Origin of the sequence: Veillonella sp. oral taxon 780 str. F0422 (assembly GCF_000221605.1) — a bacterium.
Lineage (GTDB): Bacteria > Bacillota > Negativicutes > Veillonellales > Veillonellaceae > F0422.
Genome location: NZ_AFUJ01000005.1, coordinates 182,095 through 207,488, shown reverse-complemented (window position 1 = coordinate 207,488; position 25,394 = coordinate 182,095). Strand labels below are relative to the sequence as shown.

21 protein-coding genes, 1 tRNA gene and 4 pseudogenes are annotated in these 25,394 nt (G+C 40.5%); 1 reads left to right on the top strand and 25 read right to left on the bottom strand.

What is annotated here, in order from left to right; genetic code table 11:
- Nucleotides 1–39: 39 nt before the first annotated feature.
- From HMPREF9200_RS01190 to dat, 8 genes and pseudogenes are all read right to left on the bottom strand, one after another.
- Nucleotides 40–810, bottom strand: coding sequence for an SDR family NAD(P)-dependent oxidoreductase (locus HMPREF9200_RS01190; RefSeq protein ID WP_009352933.1), 771 nt, complete (start codon nucleotides 808–810; stop codon nucleotides 40–42).
- Between the two features lie 11 nt (nucleotides 811–821).
- The gene (locus HMPREF9200_RS01185) at nucleotides 822–1,598 is read right to left on the bottom strand and encodes a TSUP family transporter (RefSeq protein ID WP_009352995.1); all 777 of its coding nucleotides are present in this window, start codon (nucleotides 1,596–1,598) and stop codon (nucleotides 822–824) included.
- Between the two features lie 52 nt (nucleotides 1,599–1,650).
- The gene (locus HMPREF9200_RS01180) at nucleotides 1,651–1,938 is read right to left on the bottom strand and encodes a YerC/YecD family TrpR-related protein (protein WP_009352920.1); all 288 of its coding nucleotides are present in this window, start codon (nucleotides 1,936–1,938) and stop codon (nucleotides 1,651–1,653) included.
- 175 nt (nucleotides 1,939–2,113) lie between these two features.
- Nucleotides 2,114–2,866, bottom strand: a pseudogene (locus HMPREF9200_RS08375) (MetQ/NlpA family ABC transporter substrate-binding protein); the annotation flags it as partial.
- A 72-nt stretch (nucleotides 2,867–2,938) separates the two neighbouring features.
- Nucleotides 2,939–3,586: pseudogene (locus HMPREF9200_RS08370) on the bottom strand (methionine ABC transporter permease); the annotation flags it as partial.
- Complete coding sequence (locus HMPREF9200_RS01170; protein ID WP_009352946.1) at nucleotides 3,567–4,613, bottom strand: methionine ABC transporter ATP-binding protein; 1,047 nt, start codon at nucleotides 4,611–4,613, stop codon at nucleotides 3,567–3,569. The gene HMPREF9200_RS01170 and the pseudogene HMPREF9200_RS08370, both read right to left, overlap by 20 nt.
- A gap of 282 nt (nucleotides 4,614–4,895) precedes the next feature.
- Nucleotides 4,896–5,417, bottom strand: a complete 522-nt coding sequence (locus tag HMPREF9200_RS01165; RefSeq protein ID WP_009352874.1) for an ECF transporter S component — start codon at nucleotides 5,415–5,417, stop codon at nucleotides 4,896–4,898.
- Nucleotides 5,417–6,271 carry a D-amino-acid transaminase gene (gene dat / locus HMPREF9200_RS01160; RefSeq protein WP_009352893.1) on the bottom strand — a complete coding sequence of 285 codons (855 nt, stop codon included), beginning with the start codon at nucleotides 6,269–6,271 and terminating at the stop codon, nucleotides 5,417–5,419. The genes HMPREF9200_RS01165 and dat overlap by 1 nt, the downstream gene beginning before the upstream one ends.
- Before the next feature lie 33 nt (nucleotides 6,272–6,304).
- Here dat and HMPREF9200_RS09160 point away from each other — a divergent pair, with 33 nt between their 5' ends.
- Nucleotides 6,305–6,484 (top strand): hypothetical protein, encoded by a 180-nt coding sequence (locus HMPREF9200_RS09160; protein ID WP_369688072.1) that lies wholly within the window; start codon nucleotides 6,305–6,307, stop codon nucleotides 6,482–6,484.
- 281 nt (nucleotides 6,485–6,765) lie between these two features.
- Here HMPREF9200_RS09160 and HMPREF9200_RS01155 read toward each other — a convergent pair whose 3' ends face one another.
- The 17 genes and pseudogenes from HMPREF9200_RS01155 to HMPREF9200_RS01075 all read right to left on the bottom strand — a co-directional run bounded on the left by HMPREF9200_RS01155 (nucleotide 6,766) and on the right by HMPREF9200_RS01075 (nucleotide 25,391).
- Nucleotides 6,766–7,869, bottom strand: a complete 1,104-nt coding sequence (locus HMPREF9200_RS01155; protein WP_009352830.1) for an acyltransferase — start codon at nucleotides 7,867–7,869, stop codon at nucleotides 6,766–6,768.
- 52 nt (nucleotides 7,870–7,921) lie between these two features.
- Nucleotides 7,922–9,652, bottom strand: coding sequence for a DUF4127 family protein (locus HMPREF9200_RS01150; protein ID WP_009352870.1), 1,731 nt, complete (start codon nucleotides 9,650–9,652; stop codon nucleotides 7,922–7,924).
- A gap of 62 nt (nucleotides 9,653–9,714) precedes the next feature.
- The gene (locus tag HMPREF9200_RS01145) at nucleotides 9,715–10,353 is read right to left on the bottom strand and encodes a trimeric intracellular cation channel family protein (protein WP_009352969.1); all 639 of its coding nucleotides are present in this window, start codon (nucleotides 10,351–10,353) and stop codon (nucleotides 9,715–9,717) included.
- Nucleotides 10,354–10,566: 213 nt separating this feature from the next.
- Nucleotides 10,567–10,657 (bottom strand) — tRNA-Ser (locus HMPREF9200_RS01140).
- A gap of 455 nt (nucleotides 10,658–11,112) precedes the next feature.
- Nucleotides 11,113–11,676, bottom strand: a complete 564-nt coding sequence (locus HMPREF9200_RS01135; protein ID WP_009352859.1) for a manganese efflux pump MntP family protein — start codon at nucleotides 11,674–11,676, stop codon at nucleotides 11,113–11,115.
- 112 nt (nucleotides 11,677–11,788) lie between these two features.
- Nucleotides 11,789–13,207: an Rne/Rng family ribonuclease gene (locus tag HMPREF9200_RS01130; RefSeq protein ID WP_009352840.1), complete on the bottom strand. Its 1,419-nt coding sequence runs from the start codon at nucleotides 13,205–13,207 to the stop codon at nucleotides 11,789–11,791.
- Between the two features lie 9 nt (nucleotides 13,208–13,216).
- Nucleotides 13,217–13,906: a TIGR03936 family radical SAM-associated protein gene (locus HMPREF9200_RS01125; RefSeq protein WP_009352942.1), complete on the bottom strand. Its 690-nt coding sequence runs from the start codon at nucleotides 13,904–13,906 to the stop codon at nucleotides 13,217–13,219.
- Nucleotides 13,878–15,761: a TIGR03960 family B12-binding radical SAM protein gene (locus HMPREF9200_RS01120; RefSeq protein WP_009352803.1), complete on the bottom strand. Its 1,884-nt coding sequence runs from the start codon at nucleotides 15,759–15,761 to the stop codon at nucleotides 13,878–13,880. Before HMPREF9200_RS01120 ends, HMPREF9200_RS01125 begins: the two co-directional genes overlap by 29 nt.
- 37 nt (nucleotides 15,762–15,798) lie before the next feature.
- The gene (rodA, locus tag HMPREF9200_RS01115; protein WP_009352948.1) at nucleotides 15,799–16,902 is read right to left on the bottom strand and encodes a rod shape-determining protein RodA; all 1,104 of its coding nucleotides are present in this window, start codon (nucleotides 16,900–16,902) and stop codon (nucleotides 15,799–15,801) included.
- A gap of 9 nt (nucleotides 16,903–16,911) precedes the next feature.
- The gene (mrdA, locus tag HMPREF9200_RS01110; RefSeq protein WP_255260707.1) at nucleotides 16,912–18,762 is read right to left on the bottom strand and encodes a penicillin-binding protein 2; all 1,851 of its coding nucleotides are present in this window, start codon (nucleotides 18,760–18,762) and stop codon (nucleotides 16,912–16,914) included.
- Between the two features lie 59 nt (nucleotides 18,763–18,821).
- Nucleotides 18,822–19,313, bottom strand: coding sequence for a rod shape-determining protein MreD (gene mreD, locus HMPREF9200_RS01105; protein WP_009352847.1), 492 nt, complete (start codon nucleotides 19,311–19,313; stop codon nucleotides 18,822–18,824).
- Nucleotides 19,310–20,227, bottom strand: coding sequence for a rod shape-determining protein MreC (gene mreC / locus HMPREF9200_RS01100; protein ID WP_009352838.1), 918 nt, complete (start codon nucleotides 20,225–20,227; stop codon nucleotides 19,310–19,312). Before mreC ends, mreD begins: the two co-directional genes overlap by 4 nt.
- The gene (locus HMPREF9200_RS01095; protein WP_009352976.1) at nucleotides 20,227–21,261 is read right to left on the bottom strand and encodes a rod shape-determining protein; all 1,035 of its coding nucleotides are present in this window, start codon (nucleotides 21,259–21,261) and stop codon (nucleotides 20,227–20,229) included. The genes mreC and HMPREF9200_RS01095 overlap by 1 nt, the downstream gene beginning before the upstream one ends.
- 114 nt (nucleotides 21,262–21,375) lie before the next feature.
- Nucleotides 21,376–22,910: pseudogene (guaA, locus tag HMPREF9200_RS01090) on the bottom strand (glutamine-hydrolyzing GMP synthase).
- A gap of 84 nt (nucleotides 22,911–22,994) precedes the next feature.
- Nucleotides 22,995–24,411, bottom strand: a pseudogene (gene hydG, locus HMPREF9200_RS01085) ([FeFe] hydrogenase H-cluster radical SAM maturase HydG).
- A 365-nt stretch (nucleotides 24,412–24,776) separates the two neighbouring features.
- Entirely contained in the window at nucleotides 24,777–25,064 is a 288-nt protein-coding gene (gene rpmA, locus HMPREF9200_RS01080) for a 50S ribosomal protein L27 (protein ID WP_009353004.1), read from the bottom strand.
- Between the two features lie 12 nt (nucleotides 25,065–25,076).
- Nucleotides 25,077–25,391, bottom strand: a complete 315-nt coding sequence (locus HMPREF9200_RS01075; protein WP_009352850.1) for a ribosomal-processing cysteine protease Prp — start codon at nucleotides 25,389–25,391, stop codon at nucleotides 25,077–25,079.
- Nucleotides 25,392–25,394: the final 3 nt, after the last annotated feature.

Below are 25,394 nucleotides of genomic sequence, written 5' to 3'. Positions count from 1 at the left end.
TGTACTTATTACCCTTATTGTATCAAATTTCTCAATGAATTACCAACTTGTTAGTCCACCGTCTACAGTCCAAGCTGCACCCGTCACGAAAGATGCTTTCTCACTGATAAGAAAAGCAATGACTTCGCCTACTTCTCGCGGTTGAGCAATCCGTCCTAATGGATAGTGTAAAGCCATTTCTTCCTTAGCTTTCACAATATCCCCCGATGGTTCATTGGCTAGTTGTTTTGCCACTAATGAAGTGTCTACATCACCAGGACATACACAATTAACGCGAACACGATGAGGCGCCATTTCTAAGGACAGAGATTTCGTAAAACTCACTACAGCCCCTTTGGATGCTCCGTACACAGTGCACGCCACATTACCTTGTAGTCCTGCATCACTTGATATGGTCACAATACTACCATGCACTTGTTTCAAGTACGGTGCTGCGGCTTGGCATAAAAAGACAGTACCTTTTACATTCGTTCCAAACATCTCATCAAAGTTTTGCTCATCCACATCTTCCAATAGTCGTTCTTCATAATACCCAGCTGCCGTTACTAAGGCATTTAAATTGCCAAACAAACGAATCGTATCTTCCACAATACGACGGCAATTCATAACCTTACTTACATCTCCTTGCACAAATCGTACTTTCGAGGAAATACGGCGCAATTTTACCACCGCTTCTTGTCCATCCCATTCATTGCGGCCGTTAATCACCACACACCAGCCTTGCTTTAACAACAATTCTGCCGTAGCAAAGCCTATGCCCGATGTGCCGCCGCTAATTAATGCTACTTGATTATCACTAAATTTTTGCATAGTTACTCCTACTATATAATCCCCTGTGAAAGTAAATAGTCATAGGACAATTTCATTAACATTGTCAGAGACATAGCGATAAACAAAAATCTCACTAGTCCTGCGCCTTTCACCATGGCTAACTTTGATCCCGCAGTAGCGCCAATAATTTGTCCCGCTGCAACTGCTAAACCATAGCCATAGTTCACTTGATCCATATAGATGAACACCATCAAGGACCCAAAGTTACTCACTGTATTTAGTACTTTGGCATTTCCTGATGCGCCTAAGAAATCATAACCCATAAACAAGAAATAGAATATTAAAAACACCCCTGTGCCAGGTCCAAGAAATCCATCATATAAGCCGATAACAATGGCCGCTGCTACATAAGCAAGTAATTTCCATCCTGATTTACGTTCCACTTGTGCTATGGTACCCCAATCTTTTTTGGTAAGCACCACAATGAATACTGCCAACAATAATACAATAATAAGGGGTTTTAAAAATGTGCCTGGCACATAGACTGCTATATAGGCGCCTACCATGGAGATAAGCAGAGTGAATGGCATGATCCATTTCACGAATGTCCAATCTACCAATTTGTTTCTGGCGAAGTTAATCATTGCTGTGCCAGATCCAAAGACACTAGATAATTTATTGGTCCCTAAGCACATGGCCACCGGCATATTCGTCAACATCAAAGCGGGTAACGAAATCAACCCACCTCCACCTACAATAGAATCAATAAACCCCGCTAGGGCTCCTGCAAAAAATAGTATAATACCTATGAGTAAATCACCTTCCATAGTGTGAGCCCTCCTCTCTTATATACATCACTTTGATGTCTTATTGTCTCTTCTAGTCCTCAATACGAGGCAAAATTTTATTATATCCATCAGCACCATAATTTAAGCACCGTTTCACACGGCTTATGGTCGCCGTACTAGCTCCTGTTAATTCTACAATTTGCTCATACCCTGTACCTGCTTTCAACAATCGTGCCACTTCTAAGCGTTGAGAGATAGATTTTAATTCTCCAATGGTACAAATATCTTCAAAAAATTCATAACATTCTTCTAGTGTTTCCAACGACAAGACGGCCCGAAATAACTGGTCATGTATTGGATTCTTAAGTTTTTGATTCAACCTTCTACTCCTTCATAATTCTATTCAGAATGTACTTTACTTCACTACCATTATACCATAGGAAATATCATACATATATCATTAATTCATTGTTCTTGTACAAAAAAACAGAGGTTAGTTGATACTCGTATATCAACTAACCTCTGTTGTATAATTGTTTGCTGATTCTTTTCACTTAGAACGCTGGGATAATAGATCCTTTGAATTCTTCTTGAATGAATTTACGTACTGGTTCAGATTGGTAAATGGACAATAATTTTTTATATGTTTCATTATTTACATCTTCTGTGCGAACAGCAATTACATTAGCATATGGAGAATCTGTGCTTTCCACTACAACAGCATCTTTTTGTGGGTTCAAACCTGCTGGAATTGCATAGTTTGTATTCACTGCTGCTACATCAACATCATTTAGGGACCGAGCAATTTGTGCCGCTTCTAATTCACGAATATCAATGTTTTTAGGATTGCTTGTAATATCTGCTACGGAAGATTTTACAGTACCACCGTCTTTTAATGTAATCAAACCTGCTTGTTGTAATAATAACAAGGCACGACCACCATTGGTAGGATCGTTAGGAATCGCTACAGTAGCGCCATTTGGTACATCTTTCAAATCTTTATATTTGTTAGAGTAAATCGCCATTGGTAATAAGATTGTTTTGCCGATAGATTGAATTTTCAAACCTTTATCTTTTACTGTGTTATCCAAGAATGGTTGATGTTGGAAAGAGTTCACATTCAATTCTTTTTGATCTAAGGCAATATTCGGTTGAATATAATCGCTGAACTCAACGATTTCGATATTCAATCCTTGTTTTGCTGCTTCACCTTTTACAAATTCCATAACTTTTGCATGAGGACCTGCTGTTACACCTACTTTGATTGGTGCATCTGCTGCTGGTTTTGCTTCTTCTTTACCGCATCCTGCTAATAGTAACACTAAAGATGCAATGGCTAATAAGCCGACTAAAATACGCTTCATAGTATCTCCTTTATTTTTATTTACTTTACGGGATAAATAGTCACCTACACTTTGGATGACTTGTACTAATACAATTAAGATGATGATAGTGGCTAACATCACATCTCCTTGGAAACGTTGGTATCCATAGCGAATCGCAATATCCCCAAGACCGCCACCACCGATAGCACCTGCCATAGCAGAATAGCTAATTAAGTTAACGATTAAGACTGTAATATTATCGATTAATGTTGGTAACGCTTCTGGCAACAACACTTTCCAAATAATCTGCAATGGTGTAGCCCCCATGGATTGAGCTGCCTCGATAACACCTCCATTCACTTCTTTGATCGCTGTTTCTACCAAACGAGCCAAGAATGGAATGGCCGCCAATGTCAATGGCACGCAAGCTGCAGTCGTACCAATAGATGTACCTGCTACTAATCGAGTAAATGGAATGATGGCTACCATTAAAATGATGAACGGAATGGAACGTGTGGCATTTACGATAGCACCTAGCACTTTATTCACCGATTCATTTTGCATGATATGACCACGGCTGGTGATGACTAAAATTACGCCCAATGGAACACCTAATAGAACGGCTACTACAGTGGAAATCACCGTCATTTGTACAGTTTCTAAGAAACCTTGTAGCAATAAATTAATGATTTGCTGTGACATAACCGATCACCTCGCTTCCAATTGGTAAATTATGTAAGTAGTCGATAGCCGCTTCTGATTTAGCGCGCTCCCCTTTTAATTCTACAATCAAATGACCAAAGCTCATATCTTGAATATAATCTACACCACCAAACAAGATACTTACATCTGTATCAAATTTACGGATAATGCTTGCCACTACAGGTTCATCTGTTACATTGCCTTTGAAAGTCAATCGTACAATCGGATTAGCCCCTTCTACCCAAGTTTCATTCAATGTTAAATGAGCAATGGCATCTTCTGGCAAGTCATGACGGATGATGGCAGACACAAATTCTTTCGTTGTAGCTTGTTTTGGTTCTGTAAATACATCCACTACAGGACCTTCTTCAATAATCGTACCACCTTCAATAACAGCTACACGATCACAAATCTCTTTGATAACATTCATTTCATGAGTAATCAAGACAATGGTCAAGTTTAATCGACGATTGATGTCTTTCAACAAGGCTAAAATAGATTTTGTTGTTTGTGGGTCAAGAGCTGACGTAGCTTCATCGCATAATAACACTTTTGGATTGCTGGCTAAGGCACGGGCAATACCAACACGTTGTTTTTGACCACCGGATAATTGAGACGGATAGTTGTCTAAACGATCCGACAGTTTCACGATGTCTAGAATTGGTAAAATACGTTCTCTAATTTCTTCTTTTGATAATCCTTGCAATTCCAATGGAAATGCTACATTGTCGTACACTGTGCGGGATGAAAGTAAATTAAAGTGTTGGAAAATCATACCAATGTGTTTACGTTCTTCACGTAATTCTACTGTGTTCAACTTCGTTAAATCTACACCGTCCACAATAACGGATCCAGATGTAGGACGTTCCAACATATTGATACAACGAATCAAGGTAGATTTACCGGCCCCAGATTGACCAATAACGCCAAAAATTTCGCCTTCTTCTATAGTTACATTAATTTCTTTCAAGGCTTCCACGCGGACAGCACCTTCATAGACTTTTCGAATCTGTTTAAGTTCTATCATGAAATCCTCTCCTTTTCAAACTAAATAAAAAAGAGCCCTCAGTTACCTAAGAGCTCTTGGGTATGCATAAATTGTACAATGTGAGTAGACAGACTGTCAATAATTCCCACTATACTACTTGCCTATCGTCTTTTATAACTTAAATCTATAACTCCATATTTAGAGGTGCTTACTCTTTATAACAAACGTGCTCCCGCCTAGGTAGGGGCCCCTATGTTAACTCACTATATACTTATTATATAATGATAAAATACACTCCCTTACATACAATTCACATACTAGCTAGTCTTGTTTCTGTAGCTTAATACCACCACGTTTTGCGATAAATGCAGCTAAGAAAATACCGCAACTACCAGTAATCAGCTGTGGCCAGCCCATGCTGAACAAGATGCCTTTTTGCATCGCTTCAGGAATGCCCGGCATCAACTGGAATAAAGCCAAGAATAGTCCATAAAGAACTACACTCTTTACAATGGCCCCTGTAATTGCTGTCATCCATACACGTTTTGTTCCTAATACCTTTACAGTAATTGCATATGCCATGCTACCAATAGCCACCACAGGTACAAATAAAGGTATGGTCAACATACCTTGTAAAAATGCCATGAGAGGCGTTACACAAGCTACAACGAATCCACTCCACAAACCATAGCGCCAGGTAGCCAATGCCGTACAAGCACCTACGATGGAGCCTACTAAAAATTGCACTAAACCGTGCATAGGAATAATCATGCGAAGAAATCCTTGGCTTAGCAAAGCAATAGCTAAGAGCAAGGCACTTCCTGTTATCGTTTTGACTGACATTATGCTAACCCTTCTTCCATTAAATGTTGTAATTGTTCAGCTAATACTTTTGCAGCTTTACCTGGTTTACCATCACCTACAGGTTCACGATTCAAGGTGGTAATCGGAATAATGCCACCAATGGTATCGGTGAAGAAGATTTCGTCTGCATCTTTTAGGAAAGCTTCATCAAATTCACGCTCAATAATCGTAATCCCTGCTGTTGGTGCTACACGAGTTACCACTAACTGACGGGTGATACCCTTTAAAATATGATGGTTGGCTGGATGCGTATAACACACACCATCTTTCATCACAAATACATTAGATGTAGCCCCTTCTGTAACAATGCCATCACGCACTAAAATAGCTGTATAAGCACCTTTTTTCTCGGCTTTTGTTTGTGCCAAAATATTAGGAATTAAGTTTAGTGTTTTGATGTCTACACGAGCCCACCGTTCATCAGGCAAGGTAATGGCTTTTACACCTTCTTGCAAGGCCCCTAAATCCGTTGTAATCGGTTTAATAAACATATACATTTGCGGTTCTAATTTAGAACGCTCAAACGCATGATGACGTGGTGTTACCCCACGAGTAATCTGTAAGTAAATATATCCATCAGTAATTTCACTTTGTTCAATCATGATTTCATGCAACTCTTGCAACTCATCAGGAGGCATGCGCACAGGAATGTCCATTTCACGCATAGAACGATACAAGCGATCTTGATGATAGGAAAAGGCAAAAGCGCGACCATTATACACCCGCACTACCTCGTATACACCATCACCAAAACAATATCCTCTATCATCAAGACTAACCACCTTGGCGCCAGACTCTACCATCTCGCCATTAAAATATGTTAATTCTTTCATAGTAACACCTCATAGTATACATACGAATCAAGTATTATCTTCATTATAGTACAGACAACTATAAAATTCTACACCTTTTACATCAAATCTCCTGTAGAAGCAAACAATCTACCACTAACGCAAACTAAGCAACGCGCAAGTTTGCAAATAACGTCCCTCCACCTGAGGAACGCGTTTACGAGTAGCAGCCTTGTGGCGTTCCTTATTACCTAAATCACACAAACACAAGAAGAGCACGACATGTTCCGGAGCAAACCTAACCACTGTATCAGTTTGTGGAGGAATATGCCGCGCTCTTCCCATCCCCTGAGGAACGCAGTTACAAGTAGCAGCCTTGTGGCATTCCTTATTACCTAAATCACACAAACACAAGAAGAGCACGGCGTGCCTCGAACAAACATTATGAAATACCGTTTGAGAGAGGTATGCCGTGCTCTTCCCTTTGCTTATTAAGTTACAAACGCCACAGGCTGCATAGTGTTACAAGAAATGACTTACTTGCCTAACACATAAGCCCGTACTTGTTTCGGCAATGTTTCTAATCCTTTTGTCACTCCAAAAGACAAGATGACTGCGCTCACATACATAAGCACGACTATCGTTGTTGTATATCCTAATCCGCCAATTTGCAAAACTTTATCTAACAGAATCAACATAAATGGATGCACCAAATAAATACCATAGGACGCATTTCCCAATTCTGTCCAAAAGGTTTCCACTATGTCACTCATAGATGACACGGTGAACGCCCACACAAAAAAGATACAACCCATACCTGTATACACCAATCCTTGTGGACTTAGCTGATGCACTGTGTAAATGGCCTCTAATCGAGTATATCCCCACTCTGCCATTACATAGTAATAGGAGCCTAACATAGCCACTAAGGACAGGATAAATCCCACTGTGATACCGAAACCATGGGCATCAATCCATTCTAGCATCGCATCAAATCGTTCTGCAAGGAGCCCGCCTAGTAGGAAAATCCATATATAAAATCCTACAAAATAATTGAGGCGCATGCTAAAGATGTACTGCAACCATTCTTGCGAAAATTGTACAGAACCTGCCATATAAGAGGACCAATAATTCACTGCCATTTGCACAAAAAACAATATAGTCATCAGCACTATGGGGGCTTTCAGTATAGACCGCAGGGCCCATCGCCAAAGTGGCATCAAAGTGTAAAACCAAAGAAGTATAACTAGAAAGTACAGATGATACATGCCATTTCCAAAAAGTAGAGTCAACCCTAACACATGTGGCATCAGTCCCCATGCGTTATGAGCTAATACCGCATTGTAGGCCGTATATAGGATAGTCCACACAATATAGGGATAGAGCACCACCTGCGTGCGACGGCGCAAAAAGTCAGAATAAGAAAAATCATCCTCCACCGATGTATGATAGAACAACCCGAAGGCAGACAAGAAGAAAAAGGCAGGCACTGTAAAGCGAGACACAATTTCTAACAGTCCTAATAGATGTATATTAATCGTAGGGTTCGCTAATGCATAGGACCCTACATGGATACCGATCACACCTAACATACATAGTCCCCGCATATAGGTAATGGCCGGTATAGCTGGTTTTCTCATAATTCCTCCAAAAAAGAGGGGCTACGCCCCTCTCTCCTTGTATTGTATTACCTTATTGAGCCTTTTGTTTTGCTTTTGCAGCTGCTGCGTCTGCTTTTGCTTTATTAGCTCTCGCCTCTGCTTCCGCTTTTGCTTTTGCCTCAGCTTCTGCTTTAGCTCTTGCTTCTGCTTCACGGCGTAAACGCAACTCTTTTTGTAACGGAGCTACAGGTTCACGATACACGGTAATATCTGTTTCGAACAATCGTCCCCATGGGAATCGAGCGGATACAGTGCGTGGATCCAATTTTAAATAAGTCGCCGCAAAGTCTTGCACTCGCTCACCCATATAACTTTCCAAAGTTTCATTTAAGGTTCCTGTATATTTCACATTATCTGTACGAATGGAATCTTGCATACGATACACATCTTTACGAATATTTGCTTGGTATGCCCAATTATCCAAATATTGTTGTGTCAACATATTTCGATGACTTTGATCATCCATATGCACTCCTAAAATACCCTGTGCTATGGCATAGCCAATAGTATTACTTGCCGTATTCCATCCATTATAAGCACTAACTTTATACAGTAAATCCCGTTGATACAATCCATAGACCAATGTATTATCCGATCCATTGGAATAGGCAATATCTGCAATACTAACAGGTACTCCTTGATTCATAGCTGCTTGAATATGGTCTAAAAATTCATTGGTACTTCTAGAAATCATAGGGAAGTTTTCAAAAGCTTCTGACTCACCTGTCACTGTACCTAATGGCGTATTTACCGCTAGTAACACAGATGGTTTTCCTTTAGTTTTCATCGTGCCACCTACGGCCACTACATGTTCAGCAATTGTTTTTTCTACTTTTTGGTCCTCATAATGCGGTACTGTCTCACCACCACCACCTAATGGATAAATAACCTCAAATGTCGGCGTCAAGTGATTGCGATCCACATGGTCACGAGCAATCAATAACAATCCTAATTGATCTGCTCCTGGGAAACTACCATATTGCGTAGGGGAAAGTCCTTTACTATATTTTTGTAAATAACGACCTTCCATAGCCGATTGAGATAAACTACTAGTATCGTCATGACCTAATGCAAAATATTTAAATACACCTTTTTTAGTGATATCAATTAATTGACGATTAATTTCCATATTTTTTTGACGACGATGGAACCAGTCCTGTAAAAATTCCACTGGCACCGTAGCTTGCAACATGAACAACTCTTTTTGTTCATCTGCCGTCAATTTTTGACTGTCCAATTTATCTTGTAAAGCAGCAATACGGAAAATAGTCGGACCATATTGATCATAATAGGCTGGCTCCACACCGCCACCACTAGCACGAGGAGAGCGCATCACCGTACCAAATGCATACATTGGTATATTAGGATATTTTTTGTGCAAATCTTCAATATGATGTACTCGATATTCCAAAGTATGTAAATCTAAATTGTGTTTTCTAGAATCTACAAGGCCTCCATAGATTAAGGAGTCTGTACTTAACACAAGCACATCTGCTTTACTAATATTCTCATCAACCCATTTCCAAATCGCTTCTGCATTTCCTTGAAAGTTACGACCTGAAATGTAATATTGAGGTGGTGTTAACACCGTATATCCTGCATCTTGAGCCGTAGCCACCGTATAAGCCAAACTCACTGGGCGGTCATCTTGTGGTACATAGAGTACTGTCGTAGCCTCTGCAGTGATCGCATGGCTCAATACCGCAGTTGCCACCGCTGTAGCCATAATCGCAAACTTATGTCGCCATTGTTGTTTTCTCATGTTTTATATATCTCCTATTTTATAGTATTCTTTGCTTATTATCTTGATTAGTCATATGTAAATTATCGATGAATCCGATCAATACGCGGCAGATTCCAATGATACTCAATGGCTATCATGCGAATGATAAAAACGATAAGGAATGTCACATAGGATGCCACTATTTGATGTCCTATAGCATACACTACGAAGTAGGCAATCCCACCTAATAAAGCTGGCAAGGCATACACTTCTTCTTTCAACACACTCGGCGTGCGATGTGCTAAAATATCTCGGATAATACCGCCACCCACAGCTGTAATTCCACCTAACACAACGGTGAGCACCAAGTTAGTTGGATCTGTAGCTATCCCAATAGTCGCTCCTGTCACTGTAAACGAAGCCAAACCTAAGGCATCTGCTATCAGATACACTTTCGTCGCACCTTTACCTTCAATATAACGATTCCAGCCATAACGATACATGATAAACATGATCCCAACCGTAATTAACGTGATAGAAATATATAAGCCCGTTTGCAAAGATGTGGGCGGTATGCGTCCTACCATAACATCTCGTACAATCCCACCGCCAATAGCAGTTACCAGCGCCAAAATCAGTATACCAAAAATATCCATACGCCGTTGAATCCCCAAAAGTGCGCCAGAAATCGCAAAGGCAATTGTTCCAATAATGTCAAATAATAACCATAAAAAATCCATACAAAGCCTCCTCATACGGAATTATTGTACCATTCTTTTGAGCAAGATACTAGACATTTTATAAAGCGAAAAGGACGGTTGTATCCGCCCTTTTTTATTACCCTCATGATGAGGAATTTTACACTCTATTCCAGAGTTATATAGTATCTTGCCACAAAATACAATGATATAACAATAAAAGCGTCTATGCAGTGCATAAACGCTTTTAAACCTTGGCGGAGAGAGAGGGATTTGAACCCTCGGTACGGTATCACCGCACACATGATTTCCAATCATGCTCCTTAAGCCGCTCGGACACCTCTCCAAGTGAATACTTAACTATTATAAACTACTAAATATATTCCGTCAAGCACTTTTTTCTCCCCCGTGAGCAACACCATGTCGCGTAGAACGTCCCGTGGCACTGTAATTACCTAAATAGCACAAACACTAGAAAAGCGCCGCATGTTCCAGAGCAAACCTAACCACTGTATCAGTTTGTGGAGGAATGCCATTAGGTGTAGTAGCCTTGTGGCATTTTTTACACCTAAATCACAAAAATGCAAGAAGAGCACGGTGTACCCCCATCCCGTGAGGAACGCCATGTCGCGTAGAACGTTCCGTGGCACTGTAATTACCTAAATAGCACAAACGCTAGAAAAGCGCCGCATGTTCCGGAACAAACCTAACCACTGTATCAGTTTGTGGAGGAATGTGCGGCGATTTTCCCTTACACTAACAATAAAGAGCCACGGACAGAATAGCAACACAAGAGACGATTTAGCGAGGCAAGTACCCCAAATGCTGCAGCAATATTTTGACTCCAATCAGAATCAATATAACTCCCCCTGCCATTTCGGCTCTTTCACGAAATCCTTTCATCATATGATATCCACTAAATATGCCCACGAGACATACCAAGAAGGTAATCACCCCTATGGTGAGCGATGTAAAATATATATCCACATGCAATAGTGCAATGGTAACCCCTACAGCTAAAGCATCGATGCTAGTGGCAATGGACAACGCTAACATCTCTTTCCAATCCACGGAAGATGTATCCTCTTCCTCATCGCTAAGAGAGGCACGAATCATATTAATACCCAAATAGCCTAAAGTAATAAAAATAACCCAATAGTCCCACTCATCAAAATTCTGCGAAAATTGAGCTCCTACAGCTGCCCCTATGATCGGCATTAAGCACTGAAATGCACCAAACAAGAATGCCAAAGTGATTTTTTTCATCTTTGGATCTGCTTTCATCTGCGATGATTTACAAATAGAAACCGCAAAGGCATCCATGGCAAGACCTACCGATAAAATTAATATTTCAAGGTATGACACAAGTCCCTCCTGCAAATAACAACAAAAGTGCTTGGCAATCCCAAGCACTTTTTCTTAAAAACATTACATTTCATATAGAGAACTGTAATTGTTTTTAGTACTAATTTTATTATTATACATCACCTAAGGCTAATAGGGAATAGGCTTCTAATCCCATTGTGGTATCATTTTCAATCTGTATAGTTCTTTGCAACTCTGTACGTAACGACTCCAATACTTGTTTGGTAAAGAATTGCCCCACATCTGGATGCACCACAATGGATACATCCGTTTTTAATCGACCAAATCGATACAATTCCCGCAGACGTCGTAAGATTTGCAAATACACAGTTTCTCCTTTTAGTACATGTCCAGTACCACCACAACTGGAACAAGTATCAAAGAGGATAGATGGAATACTTTGGCGCTCCCGTTTCCGTGTCAACTCCAACAAACCTAAAGAAGTAATACCACATACCACGGTTTTAATAGGATCCTTTTTCACTAAGTGGTTCATCAACTGTACTAGTTCTTCCATATCCTGTTTAGGCATATCTATAAAATCGCATATGATGATTCCCCCAAGATTTCGCAATCGCAATTGTCTAGCAATCATATGGGCCGCTTCTTGATTCACTCGTTTTGCCACCTGTCCCGCTTGTTCATTCTTACCACTGTAATGAGCAGAGTTTACATCAATCACAGTGAGAGCCTCTGTTTGATCAATCTGTAAGGATCCACCAGAGGGTAGATCAATGCGATGATTTAAAAGAGCATCAATTTGTTCTTCAATACCATGTGTTTTAAAAATATCTTCCTTCTGATTCCAAAAACTGACTTCTACAGGCTTACCAAATCGTCCTGCTCCTAATAATTGTTGCAACTCTTCATAAGCAGCTACATCATCCACCATAATAGAACCTACCGTAGGTCCTACGTAGTCACGAATGACACGATACCATAGGTTGGCATCTCCATAGATTTCCGTTCCATTCTGTGCTACCTTGTAGCGCTTTTGCAAGTGTTCCCAAGTCTGATGTAAATAGGCCATATCACAAGCAATTTCTTCTTCACTAGCCCCCATAGCTGCGGTGCGCAAAATAAATCCTACACCTCGCTCTAAATAAGGTTGCGCCATATCTTTCAAAGACTGACGCAACTCTGGGTCTGTAATCTTTTTAGAAATATGAATCTGTTGATCTTGTGGCAATAATACCATATAGTGACCAGCCAAACTAACATCAGTAGTGACACGAGCGCTTTTTCCCAGCATGGCGTCCTTCACAACTTGAACTAATAAGACTTCCCCTACATGTACTTTTTTCTGTTTCCCTTGTTCTTGTAGGTTTAGGTACACATTTTGCCCGATGCCAATGTCGAGGAAAGCTGCACTCATGCCAGGCAGAACATTTTTCACTACCCCTTTATACATATGATTTACGCGATTCGATAGCTGTGGTCGTTCATATATAATTTGTTGTAAATCCCCTGTCTCATCCACAATGGCAAGACGGGTTTCCTCTTTCATCACATTGGCATATAATCGATTCATAGTCTCTCCTTATTCCACTTCTAGAGGCGTAATACAAGCCCCATCCGTTTCAATCAAAATCGCTTCACGGTGAATAGAATAACTATCTGTTATGGGCCAACCGTATTGCTCTTTACCCAATTTCCACATATCCCCTGGCTTCATAGTCCCTTCTGGATATACGCCAATAGCCATACGAATTGTTACCATATCTCCGTCTACCGTTGCTACCAAGGGTTCTTTAATGAAATGTTTCACATCAATCATTCTTGTTTTCTTCGGTGTTACTTTTTCATATAATACTTCATTTGCACTATTAAAAGGTTCCAGCAACTGTTCCCAATTTGCGCGTTCTACAGCCGGGCCTGTCACCTCATAGACAGCATAATTGCATATGGCCATCATTTTTTTCACTTTATCCGGCATGAATCGTCCATCCAAGACTTCTAAGCCTTTTGGCGCTGATTGTGAAAGTCGGCTCATCAATTCTTCTAATGACCCTTCTTCTAACACATCCATATCACAATATTCAGCACTAGCCGTAATACCCAAGGCAAGGGCAGAGGAAAAACTAATCTTCATATGTGGATTAAATCCCTCAGAATAAGCCATTTTAATCCCACTACGACGAATCATACGCTCTATGGCGGAGGCATAATCTAAATGGGATAAAAAGCGAAGTTCTTCTCCCTTATGTAAGGCCAAACGTAACTTTCTCAACACGTCCACCCTCCTTATAATCAATAATTGGTGTGCCTAGCTCTGGGCAAGCATTACAGCCATTACATGGCTTACGACGGCAATCCCACGTCAACGTACCATCTACAGCACGCTCCCATTCACGTTGTAAAAAGGCTTTACTTACGGTGTCATCAATATGTTCCCAAGGCAATGCCTCTTCAAAGCTACGGTCACGGCGAGCATAATAATCTGGATCAATATTCGTATCTTTGAAAGCCTGCATCCAGATATCGTATTTAAAATACTCTGTCCAGCCATCAAATTTACAACCATGTTTCCAAGCCTCTATGACAGATGGCGCTAATCGTCTATCTCCACGAGCAAAGATAGCCTCTAAATACCCCGTATGTCCATCATGATAATGATAGGAAATATTCCGATTGTTGATAAGAGATTTTAAATATCTCTGTTTACGATGAATCTCCTCTACATCTTGTTGACCATACCATTGGTAAGGGGAGTGTGTTTTCGGTACGAAGAAAGAACAACTCACTGTCACCTTGCCATTGCGTTTGCCTGTAATATCTCGGTGCAAATCTAATACTTTATAAGCTAAGTCAGCAATGCCTGCTACGTCTTCATCGGTTTCCGTCGGTAAGCCCATCATAAAGTATAATTTCACTGTGTTCCAACCAGATTTGAAAGCATTTTCACAAGCTGCCATCAAATCTTCTTCACTAACACCTTTGTTAATCACATCACGCATACGCTGAGAGCCTGCTTCTGGAGCAAAGGTTAAGCCACTTTTACGCACTTGCTGCACTTTTTTTGCAATATCAATAGAAAATGCGTCAATACGCAAAGATGGTAAACTAACACTGACTTGTTTATCTTTAAATTCTTCCATCAGCATATCTACTAATTCTGGCAATTTAGAATAATCTGCAGAACTTAGAGACATTAAAGAAATTTCATTATATCCGGTATTGGCAATAATATCCTTTGCCATTTGTAATAACCGTTCCGGCGTTCTTTCACGAACAGGACGATATAACATACCAGCTTGGCAGAAACGACAGCCTCGCAAACAACCACGGAATAATTCTAATACAGCCCGATCATGGACTACGTCTAAATATGGCACAATAGGTGCTGTCGGATAATAGGAGTGTTCCACATCTTCTACAATACGTTTTTTTACAACTGCCGGCGCTTCCTCTGCCAAAATTTTTAATCCTTTAAAATGACCGTCCTCTGTGTATTCTGGCTCATATAAAGCAGGTACATAGGTCCCTTCAATTAAGGCTGCTTTGCGCAAGAATGCCTCTTTACCGCCTGGAAAACCTTTCGCTTTTTCTGATTTAAATAGTTCTACAAATTCCACAAGCCATTCTTCCGATTCACCGATAGACACGATGTCAAAAAAATCTGCAATAGGTTCAATATTATATACACAAGGTCCCCCTGCTAATAGCAATGGGAAAGACATATCTCGATCTTTGCTATAGAAAGGGATGTCTGCCATATCCAGCATATTCAAGATGTTGGTATAGCTCATTTCATATTGCAATGTAAATCCCAATAGATCAAATTCGCGAATTGGTGTTTTGGTTTCCAAAGAAAATAAAGGAATCTTACGGTCTCGCATTTCCTTTTCCATGTCATGCCAAGGCGCAAAGACACGCTCAGCCACCACATCTTGACGTTCATTTAACAAACCATATAAAATTTTTATTCCTAAATGGCTCATACTTACTTCATATACATCAGGAAATGCCAAGGCCATTGTCACATCCACTGTACTGTGGTCTTTTACAATGCTATTCCATTCCCCTCCGGTATAGCGAGCCGGTTTTTCCACATGTTGTAACCATGATGGATCTAAGTGAATCATACAACCTCACTAGAGGCATAAGCCTCATTTCTAACAATTAAAACATGCGTTTTTTCTGACGCATTACTATATTCAATAATAAACCTATACTCAATAGATTAGTGGTCAAAGCACTAACACCATAACTGATGAAAGGCAATGGGATCCCTGTTACTGGCATAATCCCTGTCGTCATACCTACATTGACTAAGACTTCAAACAAAAACATAGACCCAATACCTGTAGCAATTAGCATACCAAAGGGATCTACTGATCGTTTGGCAATTAAAAAACTACGATATACCACCACTAACAATAATCCTAAGACCACACAACACCCAAGAAGACCCAATTCTTCTCCGACCACGGAGAAAATAAAATCTGTATGGTTTTCTGGCAAAAAGTTCAGTTGACTTTGGGTTCCTTCAAAAAGGCCTTTTCCAAATAGCAAACCTGAACCAATTGCAATTTTAGATTGGATAATATGATATCCTGCTCCAAATGGGTCTACATTGGGATTCAAAAATACCATAATCCGTTGTTTTTGATACTCTTGTAAAACAAACCAACTTAGCGGAGCTAATGCCACCATGGTACCTACCATAATCTGCACTAATCGCATTCGAATACCACTAACAAAAAGCATGCCTGCCAAAATAGCCACATACACTAAGGATGTTCCTAAGTCAGGTTGCTTAAATACTAGTAGTGCCGGAATTCCTAAAAACAAGAATACTGGCAACAGTTCTTTAAAGGAATTTAATTTTTCTACCCGACTTTCCAACATATTGGCAAGGCTAATGATCATCATCAGTTTTGTAAACTCTGATGGTTGGATAGTAATCGGACCAATCTGAATCCAGCGCTGCGCACCCAGTGCTGATGTACCCACGATCATAACAGCCAATAACATGAGGATGGTAGCTGCATAAATCCATTTAGCATAGGGACGCAAACGCTCATAATCTAGCCACTGTAGACCTACAATGGCTATGATATTTAATCCAAAAAATAGTAATTGCTTTGATACCAGTCCCGTTAGTTGTAAACCTTCGCGATTCACATGCGTAGCACTACCAATCACAATGCATCCTATGATGATAAGGCTAATCGTAGACAGCATCAAAATCCAATCCCATTCTCGTATAATTCTCTGCCACATAGTATACTCCTAGTCTACTTTTTGCTCTTTTATAGAAGATGTGCCCGTTTTAGGATCACCTTTTTTTCCGTTCACTGGTGCAACAACCGGTTTAGGAATATGAAAATATTCTTCTAAAATAGGGCGTACAATAGAGCCGGCTGAGCTAGCTCCAAAGCCACCTTGCTCCACAAGGGCTACTACAACAATACGGGGTTTGTCATAAGGGGCATAGGCAACGAACCAACCGTGGTCAGTACCAGTAGCATTCTCTGCAGTTCCTGTTTTACCAGCTACTGCTAGGGATAATCCTTTAAAAATTTCCCCTGCTGTACCACCTTCCAACGTTACGTCTCTAAGACCATTACGAACAATATCCATAACTGCTTTAGACACTTGTAAAACGCCTAGCTTCTTAGGTCCAAAGATTTCTTCTGGCGTTCCATCTGCATTATCAATGCGGCTCACCACATACGGTTGGTAACGAATCCCTCCATTGGCAATTTCAGACATAACCACTGCCATCTGTATAGGCGTGACTAAGGTAAAAGATTGACCTATAGCAGCATCAAAAGTTTCCCCTAAATACCAATCTTGATTAAATACTTTCCTCTTATATTCTGGACTAGCTAAGTTACCACGACCCTCATCATAGAGCTTAATACCTGTCTTTTCTCCTAATCCAAAGATTTTAGCATATTTATCAATATTTTCTATCCCTAAGCGATTACCCATTTCATAGAAATACACATTATCAGATTTGGCTAAGGCTTTATTAAAGTCAAGCCAGCCCAAGGCTTCTCCCTCTGCATTTCGCTTATCAATTAACCAGTGTTTACCACTATCGTAAATCATTTCATTAGGAGTTACTTTTTTCAATTCTAATGCAGCTGCGCCAGTAATAATTTTAAAAGGAGAGCCTGGTGGATATTCACCAGTAACTACTTTATTTTCAAAAGGATGATTCGCATCAGTATTGAGTTGATTCCATTGTTCTGTGGTAATCCCTTTGGCAAACCAATTCGGATTAAATCCTGGGGCACTAACCATCGCCAATACAGCTCCTGTGTTAGGATCTAGGGCCACAACGGCAGCACCCTTTGCAGGAATACCTTGCGATCTAAGAGCAGCTAATTGATCATACACAGCTTTTTCAGCCACTTTTTGCAAATTCAAGTCAATTGTCAAATGAATATTTCGCCCTGGTACTGTATGTTTACGGCCTACTTCTTCAACAGGTCGTCCGCTGGCATCTACCTCTACTTGACGACCACCATCAACACCGCGCAAGACAGAGTCATACATTTTCTCAAGGCCCGATCTTCCTAAAATCGTACCCGCTCCAATAGGGCCTCCAGAATTTGTGCCTTCTAATTCTGCTTGCTTTACTTTTGCCAATTCTTCTTCGCTCACTTCTCCTACATAGCCCAATAATTGGGATGCCATTGTATCATGAGGGTAATAGCGAAGTGGTTCTACATCTACTGTAATACCTGGTAATTCGTGACGATGTTCTTCAATTTTTGTGACCTTATCTAAGGTTACATCACTAGCTAATCTAATTGGTTCATAGCCACCTTTATGAGCTTCTATTTTATCTGCTAAGGTTTTCACTGGCACTTGCAAATAAGCAGCCAATTGTTCTAACACTTTTGGATCTGCCTGTTTTCCAGTTGGCAACATAGATACCATATAAGCAGGTCGTGAGCCGACGATAATTTGACCATTTCGATCATACATCAACCCTCTAGTAGCCGTCATAGATAAGATACGTAACCGGTTCCCCTCTGCTTTTCCGCGGTAATAATCACCTTCAATAGCTTGTAAGTAAAATACACGTCCTAATAAAACAGCAAAAACGAGGATGACTATAGTTAACAACACATCAAAGCGTGTAGTTTTTTCTTTTTATATAGTGCTTTTAACATAGTCTCTCCTTTCTACCACATGTATTCATCTTTCTCTTCCCAGCGCCATACTAGTTTGTGCACTAAGATTCCCACCAAGGCATCAATACCTATCGAAGGAATGCCATGATTCCAAATATAGGTGGTCAATATGATAGGCTCCTGCACAATCCACAATAAGCCTATTTGCACTAGCATCACTAACGCCGCTCCTAGTCCAATCCACCCAGCACTGGCATACCATTGTTCTTCATAAATAGTCAAATGTATAGACCCTAAGGCATAACTCACTGCGGCATAGGATACCACATGTAATCCAAAATAATTACCAATCATCACATCCTGGACAATACCCCCTACAACTGCTAATAGCAGTCCAGAGGAACGCCCTTTCAGTATAGTAACGGCTAAGGCAATATCTAGCAACAAATGAGGTGCCCAAGAGTAGGGAAACCATCTAGGTACGACTAAAGATTGGATAATAATCACACCTACTAACATCAATGTCCAGGCAAATCGCTTCATTGTTGCACCGTCCCTTTAGCACCTTCTACTTGATCTCGTTGCGTGCGAGGAATCAATTTTGGCTCTAATTTTGGTGTTTCTGGTCGCGCTGTAAAGGATTTGGTAATGACGAATACTTCTTCTAAACTTTGAAAGTCTACCGTAGGCTCAATGATTGCATGTTTCACAAAACCTTCTTCATCAGTCACAATATCTTTCACATGACCTAATAATAATCCCTTTGGATACATACCTCCAAACCCTGAAGTTACAATTGTATCGCCTTTTAGCACATCACCATTTAAGGCAATGTTCACCATTTGTGGCTCCATAGGGCGATTCCCATTCCCTTTCAGTATAGATGCAATTCTAGATTCTGGTCGTTGCACGATAACACCAGTAGCAGATCTTGGATCTAATATGCTTTGTACCCGTGCAGAATGTTCATATACATCTGACACAAAGCCTACGACCCCGCGGGGAGCAATGACTGCCATATTTGGCTCTACCCCATCTGCACGGCCTCTACTAATAGTGAATGTATCCGTCCAAGCCCCTCTATCACGAGTCACTACAGAGGCTGCTAATAAAGCAAATTGAGGTTGTTCTCCTTTAAATTGTAACAATTGGCGTAAACGAATATTCTCTGCCACCAATTCGTCATAGGCCACTTGCTTTTGCTCTAATTCTGCATTGCGTTCCTCTATATCAGACATATCTTTCACACGTAGAATACCATCATCAATAATCGCTATCCCCGTATGTATTCCTTCTAAGAAACGACTAGCTCCATAGGTAAATGGGGCCATCAAATTTTCTAGAGTTACTGTTACCACTGGAACTTGTGTTCTTTGTTTCCACACATATCCAAAAACACCTAGTACAGTACAAAGAATGACGATCATAGTCAACCATTTGCGTTCAGATTGTTGCATTAAGATCGCCCCTTTCGTAATTTACTTGCCACTAACAATCGTTCTAAACGTTGCACATCTGCGGCAGCTCTTCCTAAACCAAGTGCCACCGTATCGCCGGGCGTATCTGCAATGCGTACAGGAATGCCTAGTTCCTCTTGGATGTGGCGGTCTAACCCTTCAAGTAAGGACGTACCTCCCGTAAGGAGCATGCCACTTTCCATAATATCTGCCACTAATTCAGGTGGTGTTTTTTCCAAAATACTGCGTATAACAGCCACCATATCTGCAATAGGTTGTCGCAAAATTTCATAGACTTCACTTTTACGAATCATACAGCGTTTGGTGAGTCCCGTTTCAGAGTGACGACCTACGATAGTGTATTCCCCTTCGATAGATGGAGCGATCGCACAACCAAGAGTTTGCTTAATGTCTTCCACTGTTTCATCGGATACCATAATAGAAAACTCATTACGTATATAATGGTAAATGGCTTCGTTTAATTCATTACCACCAATCCGTGATGTGCGGCTCGCTACTTTACCACCCATGGATAAAATAGCTACATCCGTAGTACTACCGCCAATATCGACAGCCATACTACCACGGGCCTCAAAGATAGGAAGCCCTACACCAATCGCTGCTGCTACTGGACTTTCTAGCAAATGAGCTTCCCGAGCTCCTGCTTGAATAATAGCATCCGTCATGGCTCTTCGCTCTACATCGGTAATCCCACAAGGCACTGCCATGACTACACGGGATCTACGAACCGCCTTGGAAGCTTTGTTCATAAAATACTTTAACATGGACAACACAATACGATAATCCACAATAAAGCCCTCTTTCAGAGGACTCATAGGCGCTAATGTTTCTGGATTACGCAAGAGCAAGCGTTGTGCATCTTCCCCAACGGTGACGATATTCTCTTGCTTTGCATCCGTTGCCACGATGGATGGTTCTGATACAACCACCCCTCGACCTTCCACAAAAATATGCGTATGAAAGGTCCCAATATCTATTCCTAAATCTCTTCCTAATGAAGAAAATAATTTCATCGAATCTCTCCTTATAAAGAATTCCGTATTCTATTAATTGTAACATACTTTAAGGAGATTATAAATAAAAAAGCCAGCAGTTCCTAAGTTCTACTGGCTTTCAGTCTATTTACTTTATTCCCACTCAATAGTAGCTGGTGGTTTACTTGTAATATCGTACACGATACGGTTAATGTGATTTACTTCGTTCACGATGCGGCGGGAGATAGTATCCAATACATCGTAAGGGATACGCGCCCAATCAGCTGTCATAAAGTCAGTTGTAGTTACACCGCGCAATGCCAATGTGTAATCATAGGTACGGAAGTCACCCATAACACCTACTGTGCGTGTGCTTGTTAACACCGCAAAGTATTGGTTAATAGAACGATCTAAACCAGCTTTTGCAATTTCATCGCGGAAGATGTAATCCGCATCACGCAATACATCTAGTTTATCTTTTGTCACTTCACCCATGACACGAATCGCAAGACCTGGTCCTGGGAATGGTTGACGCCATACTAGGTAATCTGCCAAACCAAGTTCAGCACCTAATTGACGAACTTCGTCTTTGAACAAGTTGCGAAGTGGTTCGATTAAGCCTTTGAAATCTACTACTGCAGGCAACCCACCTACATTGTGATGAGATTTAATGACTTCTGCTTCGCCAGTGCCAGACTCGATTACATCTGGGTAGATCGTACCTTGTGCTAAGTAATCAACGGAACCAATTTTACGACCTTCATCTTCGAAGACACGGATAAATTCTTCACCAATAGCTTTACGTTTCGCTTCTGGATCTTCAAGACCTGCTAATTTTGTTAAGAAACGTTCTTCTGCATCCACACGAATGAAGTGCATACCAGAATCTTTGAACGCCGCTTCTACTTCGTCACCTTCGTTTTTACGCATCAAACCATGGTCAACGAAGATACAAGTTAATTGGTCCCCTACAGCTTTGGAGATTAACGCCGCTGCTACGGAGCTATCCACACCACCAGATAATGCCAATAATACTTTGCCATCACCTACTGTATTGCGAATCTCTTCAATAGCAGTTTTTGCATAGTTTGCCATCGTCCATTGGCCTGTGCATCCACATACTTCATACAAGAAGTTGTGCAACATTTCTTTACCATGTTCTGTATGCAACACTTCTGCATGGTATTGCATAGCATATAAACGACGCTCTTCGTTTTGCATAGCTGCTACAGGGCAATCTTTTGTATGTGCCACGATTTTGAAACCTTCTGGCACTTTTGCCACATAATCCACATGGCTCATCCATACGATTTCTTCTTCTGAAAGTCCTTTAAATAATGGTGAGGACACGTCCACATGAGTTGGAGTTTTACCAAATTCACGTGTTTCCGCAGACGTTACATGACCACCTAATGTATGTGCCATAAATTGCATACCATAGCACATACCCAATACTGGAATGCCAAGTTCAAATACTTCCGCTTCCATTTTGGGAGCACTGTCTTCGTATACGCTAGCAGGACCACCTGTGAAGATGATACCTTTTGGCTGTAATTCTTTAATTTTTCTAATGCTTTATTGTATGGATATACCTCACAATACACATTATTTTCACGTACACGACGCGCGATCAGTTGGTTATATTGACCACCAAAGTCAACGACAACAACCATCTCTTTTTGTTCCATTCTGTCCTCCCACAATCTTCTGTTTATAACTTCAATATATAAACACTATATATTAAATATTATACCCTATGCACTAAGTTTTGACTAGAATCGGAAGTCACGTTCTCCCTCTTCCATTTGCGCAATATAAGCTTTGGATTTTTCTTTCACTAGATCATTTTTAATGGAGTCTAATTGCACGTCGATAACAGCCGCACCAACAGCTTTTGTTTCCTCATCTGCATAGTCTAGTAAATACTCTTTCAATGTCATCAACGCATTCGGTTGACAGCAGTTGGAAATTTGTCCACTCTTAGCCAGTGCCATAAAGCGGTCACCTGTACGTCCTTCACGGTAGCAAGCCGTACAGAAACTTGGTACATATCCTAATTGCAATAACCATTCCACAATTTCATCCAAGGAACGGCGGTCACTCGTATCAAATTGAGCAGAATTTTCTTCTTCTGGTTCTTCTTCTACATAGCCACCGACAGATGTACGAGACCCTCCAGAAATTTGCGAGATACCTAAGGCTAAACCACGTTCACGCATAGCTTGACTTTCACGAGTAGACATAATCATACCTGCATACGGTGCAGACACACGAATCAAAGCTACGATTTTTTCAAAAATATCGTCTGGTACAGCATTACTGAAATCATCTACATCGATATCATCAGCTGGACAAATTCGAGGCACACTGATAGTATGCGGACCTACCCCAAACTTCGCTTCTAAATGTTCTGCATGCATCAACAAGCCTACGAAGTCATATTTATAGTGTTCCAATCCATAAAGGACGCCAATGCCCACGTCATCAATACCTGCTTCCATAGCGCGATCCATAGCCGTTGTATGGTATGCATAATCGCTCTTAGGGCCTGTTGGATGAAGGGCTTCATAGTTTTCTTTATTATATGTTTCTTGGAACAATGTGTACGTACCAATACCTGCCTCATGTAATTTTCGATAATCTTCTACTTCACACGCCGCAATATTGACATTGACACGACGAATTTCTCCATTATCTTTTTTGATGGAGTAAATCGTATCAATACATTCCAAAATATATTCCAGTGGATTTTCCAATGGATGTTCGCCAGATTCAATAACAATCCGTTTATGCCCCATGGCTTCTAAGGCCATCACTTCTTCACGGACTTGATCTTGGTTTAATTTTTGCGAGTAATGGTTTTATTTTTGCATGGTATGGGCAGTAGACACAACCATTGATGCAATAGTTTGATAAATACAAAGGAGCAAATAATACAATACGATTGCCATAAATCGCTTGTTTAATCTCTTTTGCTAAAGCAAATAATTTTTCCTTATATTCTGGCAAAGGACATTCTAACAGTACCATCGCCTCACGGTGGTTTAATCCTACACGAGTTTTTGCCTTTTCTAATATAGCATCCAATAAAGGACGGTTTTCCTTATTTTCTTCTGCATATTGTAAAGTGGCTAGAATCTCTTCATGATTAATAAATTCTTCCGCCTTGGAAGAGTGTACATCATACATAGTAAACTCCTTTTCTACTGACTTAGTAGATCTATGATAGCCTACATCTTTCTAGGCTTTGTCCTAACATAAGCGCTATACCGATTTTATTAGATATAGCCTTTCTTTTATTATACTCCACTTGAGTATCTATGTATACAAAATTAGTCTGTATGATGAAAGCAATTACTAATACTATCTATGCATAAACAGAAACACACGGATATTCATCTGTTCATTATTCGATAAGCTACATATACTATGGTCATACACATATCACCGATTCCATAGTGCATGTCTACCCTCAAACTTTGGCAAAGAACTACTCACAGCACAAAAAAGGTCACTAGATATTGCTATCTAGTGACCTCTTATATGTGTTGTTATTAAGCTTCTACAGGGTATACAGAAACTTTACGGTTATAACGACCAGCACGTTCAAATGCTACACGGCCAGGAACCAATGCAAACAAAGTATCATCTTTGCCGATACCTACGTTAGCGCCTGGATGGAAATGTGTACCACGTTGACGAACTAGGATGTTACCACTTTTTACAGTAGAACCGTCATGGCATTTAACTCCAAGACGTTTGGACTCGGAATCACGACCATTTTTTGTACTGGAAGCACCTTTTTTAGATGCGAATAGTTGTAATTGGATATTGAATAACATGTAGTTCACCTCCTATTGTTCACTCACTCTAACAAAATCACTATATTGATCCGCCACATTCTTGATACCAAGTAGCATGGTTTCTAATATAGTTTGTCCTCTTTCAGTAATGGGTTCTGAAAGCAGGATATCTAACTCACCATCTTCTATGTGATACTCCATAGATTGCTTAGCCACCTCATGAAGTCCTAAGATCGATGTTTGTGAAAGCATAGATATGGCGGCACATACAATATCTTCTCCGTAGGGACCTGCCTCAGCATGTCCACGAAAATAACATTCTACGATTTGCCCTAATCGATTCCGCTTCACATCAATGTGAGTCATGAC

Coding starts and splice junctions, on each gene's coding strand:
- HMPREF9200_RS01190 (WP_009352933.1), bottom strand. CDS start 810: ATGCAAAAATTTAGTGATAATCAAGTAGCATTAATTAGCGGCGGCACA.
- HMPREF9200_RS01185 (WP_009352995.1), bottom strand. CDS start 1,598: ATGGAAGGTGATTTACTCATAGGTATTATACTATTTTTTGCAGGAGCC.
- HMPREF9200_RS01170 (WP_009352946.1), bottom strand. CDS start 4,613: ATGATAGAACTTAAACAGATTCGAAAAGTCTATGAAGGTGCTGTCCGC.
- HMPREF9200_RS01165 (WP_009352874.1), bottom strand. CDS start 5,417: ATGTCAGTCAAAACGATAACAGGAAGTGCCTTGCTCTTAGCTATTGCT.
- dat (WP_009352893.1), bottom strand. CDS start 6,271: ATGAAAGAATTAACATATTTTAATGGCGAGATGGTAGAGTCTGGCGCC.
- HMPREF9200_RS01155 (WP_009352830.1), bottom strand. CDS start 7,869: ATGAGAAAACCAGCTATACCGGCCATTACCTATATGCGGGGACTATGT.
- HMPREF9200_RS01150 (WP_009352870.1), bottom strand. CDS start 9,652: ATGAGAAAACAACAATGGCGACATAAGTTTGCGATTATGGCTACAGCG.
- HMPREF9200_RS01145 (WP_009352969.1), bottom strand. CDS start 10,353: ATGGATTTTTTATGGTTATTATTTGACATTATTGGAACAATTGCCTTT.
- HMPREF9200_RS01130 (WP_009352840.1), bottom strand. CDS start 13,207: ATGAATCGATTATATGCCAATGTGATGAAAGAGGAAACCCGTCTTGCC.
- HMPREF9200_RS01120 (WP_009352803.1), bottom strand. CDS start 15,761: ATGATTCACTTAGATCCATCATGGTTACAACATGTGGAAAAACCGGCT.
- rodA (WP_009352948.1), bottom strand. CDS start 16,902: ATGTGGCAGAGAATTATACGAGAATGGGATTGGATTTTGATGCTGTCT.
- mreD (WP_009352847.1), bottom strand. CDS start 19,313: ATGAAGCGATTTGCCTGGACATTGATGTTAGTAGGTGTGATTATTATC.
- mreC (WP_009352838.1), bottom strand. CDS start 20,227: ATGCAACAATCTGAACGCAAATGGTTGACTATGATCGTCATTCTTTGT.
- HMPREF9200_RS01095 (WP_009352976.1), bottom strand. CDS start 21,261: ATGAAATTATTTTCTTCATTAGGAAGAGATTTAGGAATAGATATTGGG.
- rpmA (WP_009353004.1), bottom strand. CDS start 25,064: ATGTTATTCAATATCCAATTACAACTATTCGCATCTAAAAAAGGTGCT.
- HMPREF9200_RS01075 (WP_009352850.1), bottom strand. CDS start 25,391: ATGACTCACATTGATGTGAAGCGGAATCGATTAGGGCAAATCGTAGAA.